The 719-nt window shown below is 50.4% G+C and carries 1 protein-coding gene; it reads right to left on the reverse strand.

Annotation, left to right across the window (positions count from 1 at the left end):
• On the reverse strand, nucleotides 1-568 hold a 568-nt coding region (locus tag ACXJ5O_RS28910), incomplete at its 3' end, for a hypothetical protein (RefSeq protein WP_457302905.1).
• Nucleotides 569-719 lie beyond the last annotated feature (151 nt).

Genomic DNA, 719 nt, shown 5'->3' on the forward strand with positions numbered 1-719 from the left:
CCTTTATCGTAAGAGGTGCCAAGCGTTCCGGTACTTTCAACACAAGCTTTTCAAGCCACACTCGTACAAGGCGATCCGATGATTGTCTGGGCTTTCGACGTGATGAGTCCGTCGGATCTGGGCCCAGCATAGTGGATTGCGATACTTCCAGAACATAGCTGCTGTTAATGCGCAATCGCGTATAGCCGTCACCGAACCTATCTGTGATTTCACCACCCCACTCGTCTATTCCTCCCACAAGAGATAGGTGATGGGCAAAATCGTCAAACTCTGCGTCATTCACGCTGACCAACGGCCAAAGGCCATGAGGCAACGATCCATAAACCGCTGTCTCATTACTTATCTTGATGCCTTCGACTAGGGCCTCACAGGCAGATGGATCTAGTTTGGCAAGGGAGTCGACTAAAAYACGTACCGCTTGATCGATTTTGTCATCATAGACCTCGACAGACATCGCCTTTCCGCGACACGCCATCCACTCTACCGCCGCACCAAAACCAATCCAGGCGCTCTCTCTCAGATCTTCAAGCCGGACATGGACCTTGTGCGGAACAATTTCTAATTTCATGTTGTGCTCAGTCCTTCTTTTCACGTTCCGGTTCGGCGTACCTTATGACCATATTTGCTCCGCGATTTGGAAGCGTGCGGCGAAAAGCTCAGTCTCTATCTCAACGTCAATGCCCTTGGAACGCCGTGACAAAGAGCATGATATGGTTGAG

Source organism: Phyllobacterium sp. P5_D12 (assembly GCF_054049495.1).